The following is an 8779-nucleotide window of genomic DNA, read 5'->3' as shown; positions in this document are numbered from 1 at the left end:
GGGGCCGGGCCCTCACGCGTCTCTCAGGGCCGCAGCGCCTGGGCCAGCTGCTCCAGCTCCGGGTAGGAGGCGCTGCCGGCCACCAGGGTGGTGGCGCTGCCGCTGGTCTCGGTCACCCCGCGGTAGTGGTCGCCCTGGTAGCGGGTCCAGGACCGGCCGTCGATGGTCGAGCCGCCGTCCGGGGCGTAGCCCGTCACCACGGTCTTGAGCAGGTCGTTCGGCGGGGCGTCGGTCTGCTCCACCGAGGCGTACTTGCCGTCGGGGGTGACGAAGCCCAGGTGCCAGCCGGCGTGGCCCGCGGGGTCCTTCCGGTACGTCACCGAGGTGGCCCGCCACTGCTGCGGCAGGCCCTGGGGCGCCAGTACCGGGTAGGGCGCGGCGCGCTTGGCCGAGGCCAGCGCCGCGCTGTAGTCCACCACCTTGACCGGGTCCCCGTTGCCGCTGTGCGGAATCGTCAGATAGGCCACCAGGGCCACGCCCATGACGGCGGCCATCGACAGGACCATGTCCCGGACCGTCTGCCGCCCTCTCCTGCCATCGTTGCCTGCCACCCCCTCATGGTGACCCATCGCCCGCCCCGGCCCGACCACCGGGGTCGCCTCCGGGGCCCGTGCGCCCTCCGTCGGCGCAGGTGAGCGGGACCCGCGCCACAGACAGCCCCGGAGCGCACAGCTACGATCGGGGGACCCTCAATCGCAGTACTCGACCCGCAGTGGTCGAGTGCTCGCTGGCCGTCGCGTACAGAGAGGTCACGACGATGACCACGCAGCACCCCTCCCACCTCCCGCAGTCGCTGGAGGTCGCACCGGAGGCTCCGGACCGCAACCTGGCCCTGGAGCTCGTCCGCGTCACCGAGGCAGCGGCCATGGCGGCCGGCCGCTGGGTCGGCCGGGGCGACAAGAACGGCGCCGACGGCGCCGCCGTGAAGGCCATGCGCACCCTCGTCTCGACCGTCTCGATGAACGGCGTGGTCGTCATCGGTGAAGGCGAGAAGGACGAGGCCCCGATGCTCTACAACGGCGAGCGGGTCGGCGACGGCACCGGCGCCGAGTGCGACGTCGCGGTGGACCCGGTGGACGGCACCACGCTGACCGCCAAGGGCATGAACAACGCGGTCGCGGTCCTGGCCGTGGCCGACCGCGGCACCATGTTCGACCCCAGCGCCGTCTTCTACATGGACAAGCTGGTCTGCGGCCCGGAGGCGGCGGACTTCGTGGACATCACCGCCCCGCCGGCCGTGAACATCCGCCGGGTCGCCAAGGCCAAGGGCATGGCGGTCGAGGACGTGACCGTGGTGGTGCTGGACCGCCCGCGCCACAGCGACCTGATCAAGCAGATCCGCGAGGCGGGCGCCCGGATCAAGTACATCTCCGACGGCGACGTGGCCGGCGCCATCATGGCCGCCCGCGAGGGCACCGGGGTGGACCTGCTGATGGGCGTCGGCGGCACGCCGGAGGGCATCATCGCGGCCTGCGCGATGAAGTGCATGGGCGGCGTGATCCAGGGCCGGCTCTGGCCCAAGGACGACGCGGAGCGGCAGAAGGCGCTGGACGCCGGCCACGACCTGGACCGGGTGCTCTCCACCAACGACCTGGTCAGCGGCGAGAACGTGTTCTTCGTCGCCACCGGCATCACCGACGGCGAGCTGCTGCGCGGCGTGCACTACCGCCAGGCGACCGCCACCACCAGCTCGCTGGTGATGCGCTCCAAGAGCGGCACGATCCGCCAGATCGACTCGGTCCACAAGCTCGCCAAGCTGCGGGCCTACAGCGCGATCGACTTCGACCGGGCCAACTGAGGCGGGCGGCGGGGGTCGGGCAGCCGGTTCAGCCGGCTATCCGGCCCCGGTCGCGCTGCACCGGGACCAGGGCCGGCTCGGCCGCCCGGCGCCGGCGGCGGGCCAGCACCACCCGGCGCTCGGCGGCGGTCAGCCCGCCCCAGACCCCGTACGGCTCCGGCTGGGCCAGCGCGTGCTCGCGGCAGGCGAGCAGCACCGGACAGCCGCCGCACACCTGCTTGGCGTGCTCCTCCCGGGCCAGCCGGGCCGCGGTCGGCTCCTTGGACGGCGCGAAGAACAGGCCGGCCTCGTCCCGGCGGCAGGCCGCCAGGGTGTGCCAGGGGTTCTCCTGCGACGGGTCCGGCGAGCCCACCGGGCGCGCCGGACCGGATCGGGCGGCGGCACGGATCACGGCGGTGGTGCTGGGCTCGATCGGGTGCAGCACGGCAACTCCTGACACAGGCTCGGGAATGGCTCGCACACGGCCCGGCTGCCGTCCCGAGTGGAGTTCCGACGCCGTTCTGACCGTAGCCGTTCAAATCGATGTGCCCCAGGAACTACCCCGCGCGATCCCGGTTCATGCACACCGTGTTCACCCGGCCACTGCCTGCACCCGTGCCAACCCGGAGTGCCGTGCGGTGAGTTGACGGAACATGAGGTTCCGCCGCCGGCCCGCCGCGGCGGCCGGTCAGGCGCCGATCTGCCGGCGCACCCACTCCTTGAGCTTCTTGCCCCGGCGCGCCTTGGCGTCGCAACCCCCGAAGACCGCAACCCCCTTGACCCGGACCACCGGGGCGTACGGGTCGGCCGCGGTCTGCTCGCGCACGTCGAAGCCGCCGAAGATGCCCACCCCGCTGCCCACCAGGGTGACGTTCTCCGGCACCCGGATCGACACCCCGCCGCAGAAGGCGGAGACCTCGATCAGCACCTCGGGCGACTCGAAGACCGCGTCCGACAGGTCGAGCGAGATCCCGCCGAAGGCGGCGGTGGCCCGGATGTGCGAGCCGACCCGCCAGCGGCCCTTGCGGTCCACCCCGCCGAAGATGGCCAGGATGTTCGCCGACTCGTCCCGGGCCGGCGGCAGCGGGACCGCTGCCGGGCGGGGCGCCTGGGCCGGGGCGGCCGGGTGGCTGGGCAGGTCCCGGGTGAGCGGGGCCAACTCGCCCAGGGTGCGGGCCGTGTAGGCGGCCTCGATCCGCTCGGAGTGCTCCTCGACCGACAGCCTCCCCTCGGCGTAGGCGTCGCGCAGCAGTTCGGCGATCCGCTCGCGGTCGGCGTCCGAGGCGCGCAGGTCGGCTTCGGCGACCCGGGTCGCGGGGGGCTGCAGCTGGTTCACGGGTACGGGCTGGTCCGACGGCGACGGATTCGTGTCCACTCTCACAGCCTAGGGGGTGAGCCCCCGCGGGCGGGAGGTGAGATCTACTCTGGAGGGCGCTTCGCCGACGCAGCACACAGACCCCGTGAAGGACCTCGCATGGCACCCACGCCCGACTTCGCCTACTCCGACCTCCTGCCGCTCGGGGCCGACCCCACCCCGTACCGCAAGCTGACCTCGGAGGGCGTGAGCACCTTCGAGGCGAACGGCCGGACCTTCCTGCAGGTCGAGCCGGAGGCGCTGCGGCTGCTGACCGCCGAGGCCATGCACGACATCTCGCACTACCTGCGCCCGGCCCACCTGGCCCAGCTGCGCCGGATCCTGGACGACCCCGAGGCCAGCCCGAACGACCGCTTCGTCGCGCTGGACCTGCTGAAGAACGTCAACATCTCGGCCGGCGGGATCCTGCCGATGTGCCAGGACACCGGCACCGCGATCGTGATGGGCAAGCGCGGCCAGCAGGTGCTGACCGCCGGCCAGGACGAGGCGGCGATCGCCCGCGGCGTGTACGACGCCTACACCAGGCTCAACCTGCGCTACTCCCAGATGGCCCCGGTCACCATGTGGGACGAGCGCAACACCGGCTCCAACCTGCCGGCGCAGATCGAGCTGTACGCCACCGACGGGGACGCCTACAAGTTCCTCTTCATGGCCAAGGGCGGCGGCAGCGCCAACAAGTCGTACCTGTACCAGGAGACCAAGGCGATCCTCAACGAGTCGTCGATGCTCTCCTTCCTGGAGCAGAAGATCCGCTCGCTGGGCACCGCGGCCTGCCCGCCGTACCACCTGGCCATCGTGGTCGGCGGCACCAGCGCCGAGTTCGCGCTGAAGACCGCCAAGTACGCCTCCGCGCACTACCTGGACCAGCTGCCCACCGGCGGTGACGCGAAGACCGGCCACGGCTTCCGCGACCTGGAGCTGGAGCAGAAGGTCTTCGAGCTGACCCAGAAGATCGGCATCGGCGCCCAGTTCGGCGGCAAGTACTTCTGCCACGACGTGCGGGTGATCCGGCTGCCGCGGCACGGCGCCTCGCTGCCGGTCGCGATGGCGGTCTCCTGCTCCGCCGACCGCCAGGCGCTGGGCAAGATCACCGCCGAGGGCGTCTTCCTGGAGCAGTTGGAGACCGACCCGGCCAGCTACCTGCCGGAGACCACCGACGAGGCCCTGCTGATCAGCGGCTCCGCCGCGGGCGACGACGCCGTGGTCCGGGTCGACCTCAACCGCCCGATGGCCGAGGTGCGCGCCGAGCTGTCCAAGTACCCGGTCAAGACCCGGCTCTCGCTCACCGGCACCCTGGTGGTGGCCCGCGACATCGCGCACGCCAAGATCAAGGAGCGCCTGGACGCCGGCCAGGGCATGCCGCAGTACCTCAAGGACCACCCGGTCTACTACGCCGGCCCCGCCAAGACCCCCGAGGGCTACGCCTCCGGCTCCTTCGGCCCGACCACGGCCGGCCGGATGGACTCGTACGTCGACCAGTTCCAGGCGGCCGGCGGCTCGATGGTGATGCTGGCCAAGGGCAACCGCTCCAAGCAGGTCACCCAGGCCTGCCACAAGCACGGCGGCTTCTACCTCGGCTCGATCGGCGGCCCAGCGGCCCGGCTGGCCCAGGACTGCATCAAGAAGGTCGAGGTGCTGGAGTACCCGGAGCTCGGCATGGAGGCGGTCTGGCGGATCGAGGTCGAGGACTTCCCGGCCTTCATCGTGGTCGACGACAAGGGCAACGACTTCTTCGCCGAGGTCACCGACGGCCCGCTGATCACCAGCATCCGGGTCCGCTCCTGACCCACCGCCGGCTGTCCCGGGACCGCCGCTCCCGGGGCAGCCGGCGCTCTTGCGACCTGCCGTCAGCCCACCGGGCGCCCAGAACGGCGGACGGCAGCTCCCCGGGGCCCCGGCCCCCTCGGCCGGCGGCCGTCCCCGGAAACAGTCGAGCCCCCGGGGGTCCGGGGGCTCTGCGCGCGTAGCGTGGCTGGCCAACTACGCGGTGGGTTCAGGCCAAAGTCAGGGGCGGGTCACTGGGTGTTGATGACCTCGCCCATCGGGCCGGGGACGCCGGGGGCGGGGGCCGGCTGCGCCACCTGGGCGACGACGGGCTGCGCCGGGATCTCGGGCTCAATGTGCTGGTCGGCCGCCTGCGACGTCGCCTGAACCACGCCGGTCAGCACGGTCTCGAGTGCGTCGGCCTGCTCCGGCAGAGTGATCGGAGTCTTGTTCTCGGCCATCGCCGAACCACCTTCCACGGGGGCTGTACCTATCCGCCCCGGTCGGTCTGGCCGCGGCGTGGGGACAGTATCGTAGGGTTCGTTAAATGTCTTATAAACGGCCCTCCATGTGAACAATCCGCCCGTTTTGCCCTTCCTGACCGGGCATTGCAGCCGGAGCATGGAGGCAGCACTTCAAGGTTCGAAGTAACAGGCCATCGGGGGACCCTCATGGAGCTTCAGGCAACGCCGCACAATGCCGTGCTGCGCTTCCAGGTGCTCGGACCCGTCCAGGCCTGGCGCGACGAGCAACCCCTCGCGCTGGGATCTCCGCAGCAACAGGCCGTCCTCACCGCCCTGTTGCTGCACCGCGGCCGTCCGGTGACCACGCAGGAACTGGTGGACGGCCTGTGGGGCGACCGGCCGCCGCCGCAGGCGGTGGCCGCGCTGCGCACCTACGTCTCGCGGCTGCGCACCATCGTCGAGCCGGGCCGGGAGAACCGGGCGCCGGCCGAACTGCTGGTCTCGGTACGGGACGGCTACCTGCTGCGCATTCCGGACGAATCACTGGATCTCTCGGTTTTCCATTCATTCGGCAGCGAAGCGGCCCAGGCCCGGGCGAACGGCTCGCTGGAGAAGGCCCACGCGCTGCTGAGCTCGGCGATCGGACTCTGGCACGGGCAGCCGCTGGCCGGGATTCCGGGGCCTTATGCCGAGGCGCAGCGGCTGAGCCTGCTGGAGCATCAGGTGACGGCCCGGGAGGACCGGTGCGCCGTCGCACTGGAAATCGGCATGCACGCGGAAATCATCACCGAATTGCACGAACTCGCCGCCGAACACCCATTGCGTGAACGGCTGCGGGAGCTGCTGATGCTCGCGCTGTACCGCAGCGGGCGGCAGGCCGAAGCGCTCAACGTCTACACCGCGACCCGGAAACTGCTGATCGACGAGCTCGGTGTGGAGCCCGGAACGGCGCTGGCCGCGATGCACTCGCGGATCCTGTCGGCCGACCCGACATTGATGAATACCGAGTCGGAATTCCAGATTCCGAATGCCGAGCCCGGGGCGTCCCTCTCGCTGGCACCGCCGGCCCAGCTCCCGGCCGACGTCTCGGACTTCAGCGGTCGCGCCGACCTGGTCGGCGAGCTGCGCGAGATCCTGCGCCGCGCCTCCGGCCAGGCGGTGGTGGTCACCTCGCTGGCCGGGATCGGCGGCGTCGGCAAGACCACCCTGGCCGTGCACGTCGCGCACAGCGTGCGGGCGGAGTTCCCGGACGGACAGCTCTACGTGGACCTGCGCGGGGTGAGCGCCACTCCGGCCGACCCCTCGGTGGTGCTCGGCGACTTCCTCTTCGCGCTCGGCGTCACCGACGCGCCGGAGTCCTTCGAGCAGCGGGTCGCGCTCTACCGCTCGCTGCTGGCCGACCGGCGGATGCTGATCATGCTCGACAACGCCCGCGACGTGGACCAGGTCACCCCGCTGATCCCGGGGGTGGCCGGCTGTGCGGTGCTGGCCACCAGCCGCTCCCGGCTCGCCGGCCTGCCCGGTGCCAGCCTGTTCGACGTGGAGGAGCTGACCCCCGCCGAGGCGCTGCAGCTGTTCGGCGCGATCGCCGGGGCGCACCGGATCGAGGCCGAGCCCGAGGCCGCGATGGCCGTGGTCACCTCCTGCGGCTTCCTGCCGCTCGCGGTCCGGATCGCGGCCGCCCGGCTGGCCAGCCGGCCGCGCTGGACCGTCGCGGACCTGGCCCGGCGGTTAGCGGACCAGCGCCGGCGGCTGGACGAGCTCCAGCTGGGCAACCTGGCGGTGGAGACCACCCTGGGACTGGGCTACGGACAGCTCAACCCCGAGGAGGCGCGCGCCTTCCGGCTGCTCGCCCTGGTCGACTGCCCCGACCTGCCGCTGTCCGCGGTGGCCGCGCTGCTGGGCACCTCCCAGGACCAGGCCGAGGACCTCGCCGAGGCCCTGGTCGAGGCGAACATGCTGGAGTGCTTCACCCCCGGCCGCTACCGGTACCACGACCTGCTGCGGCTCTTCGCGCAGAAGCAGCGGGAGAAGGTCGCGGACCTGGCGGACACCCAGGCGGCGCTGCTGCGGCTGCTCGCCCTGCTGGTCTCCACGGTGCGCAGCGCCTCCAAGCTGCTGGAACCGGACAGCCAGATGATCGAGCCGCTGCAGGTGCCCACCCACCCGGGTGAGCTGCTGGGCGGTGAGGACGGCGCCCGGGCCTGGCTGCGCAGCGAGCTCGCGCTGATGCTCAGCACCATCGAGCAGTCGATCGACCGGGCCCCGGAGCTGCTGCGGCCCGCGATCGACCTGCTGGTGAACCTCAACTCGCTGGTAGAGGAGCCGACCCAGGCCACCCGGATCCGCCGCACCCTGCTGGTCGCCGATGCCGCCGCCACCGAGGGCGACGACGTCGAGGCGCTGGCCCGGGTCCGCTTCTCGCTGGCCTTCATCGCCTACCTGACCGGGGAGTACCAGACGGCGGAGCAGTTCTTCCGGGACTGTCTGGGCCTGGTCGGCACCCAGACCCCGGGCCTGCGGGTCGCGGCCGGCAGTGCGCTCGGCACCGTGCTGACCGCCCAGCAGCCCGCCGCCGCGCTGCCGTTCCTGTTCGAGGCCCGGGACCTGGCCACCGTGCTGGCCAGGACCGGCCACGCCGCCCGGATCCAGGGCAACATCGCGCGCGCCCAGCTGATGCTCGACCAGTGGGACGCCGCCGTGGCGTCCGCCACCGCGGCCGTGGACATGGCCCGCCGCTCCGGCAACATCCGCTGCCTGGCTGACACCCTCTACCAGTTCGGCGTCGTGCTGCGCGCCACCGGCTCCCCCGCCGAGGCGGCCACCCAGCTGCGCGAGGCCCACCAGCTGTACCAGGACCAGCAGCAGCGGCTCTGGGAAGGGCTGTCGCTGGCCCGGCTGGCGGGGTGTCTGCTGGCGGACGGTCAGCCGGCCGAGGCCGTGACCGCCGCCGAGGAGGCGCTCACCATCGCTCAGGAGATGGACGCCGCCTACTGCCAGGGCCTGGCCGGCGCCGCCCTGGGCGAGGCGCTGCTGCGGCTGGGCGAGCCGGGTCGCGGGCTGGCCGGATTGCGGCAGGCACAGGAGATCTTCACCCGGCTCGGTGTGCCGGAGGCCCAGGCCGTGGCGGGCCTCATCGACGAACAGCACACCGAGCCACCACCCCTCACTGCGGCGCCGTAGTCACCAGGGTCCCCCCGCGGAGCCCCCCGGTCTCCGCTCCCCCGATCACCCCGGTGTTCCCCCTACGTGGGAAGCGCATGAACCCCCCGGTACAGAGGTGACCCCGCAGCCCCCCGGCTGCGGGAGCACCTCTTCGCGCTTCCCCGGCGCTGAGAAGACTGTGACAGCCCGCGATTGACGTTCGATAAACGCCGACCCGGGGGGAATGAACGCCTC

The 8779-nt window shown here is 72.1% G+C and carries 7 protein-coding genes; 3 read left to right on the top strand and 4 right to left on the bottom strand.

Annotation, left to right across the window (positions count from 1 at the left end; translation table 11 throughout):
* Positions 1–23: 23 nt before the first annotated feature.
* Positions 24–551, bottom strand: a complete 528-nt coding sequence (locus C7C46_RS25935; protein ID WP_245984926.1) for a DUF4245 domain-containing protein — start codon at positions 549–551, stop codon at positions 24–26.
* 206 nt (positions 552–757) lie between these two features.
* Between C7C46_RS25935 and glpX the strand changes: the two genes are divergently transcribed.
* On the top strand, positions 758–1798 hold the full coding sequence (glpX, locus tag C7C46_RS25930) for a class II fructose-bisphosphatase (RefSeq protein ID WP_110672336.1): 1041 nt from the start codon (positions 758–760) through the stop codon (positions 1796–1798).
* Positions 1799–1826: 28 nt separating this feature from the next.
* On the opposite strand, the gene C7C46_RS25925 is transcribed toward glpX, so the two are convergent.
* Both C7C46_RS25925 and C7C46_RS25920 read right to left on the bottom strand, forming a co-directional pair.
* Complete coding sequence (locus C7C46_RS25925; protein WP_425470122.1) at positions 1827–2222, bottom strand: WhiB family transcriptional regulator; 396 nt, start codon at positions 2220–2222, stop codon at positions 1827–1829.
* Between the two features lie 243 nt (positions 2223–2465).
* The gene (locus C7C46_RS25920; RefSeq protein ID WP_245984925.1) at positions 2466–3113 is read right to left on the bottom strand and encodes a DUF1707 SHOCT-like domain-containing protein; all 648 of its coding nucleotides are present in this window, start codon (positions 3111–3113) and stop codon (positions 2466–2468) included.
* 138 nt (positions 3114–3251) lie between these two features.
* Between C7C46_RS25920 and C7C46_RS25915 the strand changes: the two genes are divergently transcribed.
* Entirely contained in the window at positions 3252–4937 is a 1686-nt protein-coding gene (locus tag C7C46_RS25915) for a fumarate hydratase (RefSeq protein ID WP_110672334.1), read from the top strand.
* Positions 4938–5167: 230 nt separating this feature from the next.
* On the opposite strand, the gene C7C46_RS25910 is transcribed toward C7C46_RS25915, so the two are convergent.
* Entirely contained in the window at positions 5168–5377 is a 210-nt protein-coding gene (locus C7C46_RS25910; protein ID WP_110672333.1) for a hypothetical protein, read from the bottom strand.
* 210 nt (positions 5378–5587) lie between these two features.
* On the opposite strand from C7C46_RS25910, the gene C7C46_RS25905 reads away from it, so the two are divergent.
* Complete coding sequence (locus C7C46_RS25905) at positions 5588–8563, top strand: AfsR/SARP family transcriptional regulator (RefSeq protein ID WP_110672332.1); 2976 nt, start codon at positions 5588–5590, stop codon at positions 8561–8563.
* Positions 8564–8779: the final 216 nt, after the last annotated feature.

The sequence above is a fragment of the Streptomyces tateyamensis genome (assembly GCF_003205575.1).
Lineage (GTDB): Bacteria > Actinomycetota > Actinomycetes > Streptomycetales > Streptomycetaceae > Kitasatospora > Kitasatospora tateyamensis.
This window is presented reverse-complemented; position numbering and strand designations above follow the sequence as displayed.

Bases quoted from the DNA above. Each gene is read 5' to 3' on its own strand.
- C7C46_RS25905 (WP_110672332.1), top strand. From the start codon at position 5,588: ATGGAGCTTCAGGCAACGCCGCACAATGCCGTGCTGCGCTTCCAGGTG.
- C7C46_RS25910 (WP_110672333.1), bottom strand. From the start codon at position 5,377: ATGGCCGAGAACAAGACTCCGATCACTCTGCCGGAGCAGGCCGACGCA.
- C7C46_RS25915 (WP_110672334.1), top strand. From the start codon at position 3,252: ATGGCACCCACGCCCGACTTCGCCTACTCCGACCTCCTGCCGCTCGGG.
- glpX (WP_110672336.1), top strand. From the start codon at position 758: ATGACCACGCAGCACCCCTCCCACCTCCCGCAGTCGCTGGAGGTCGCA.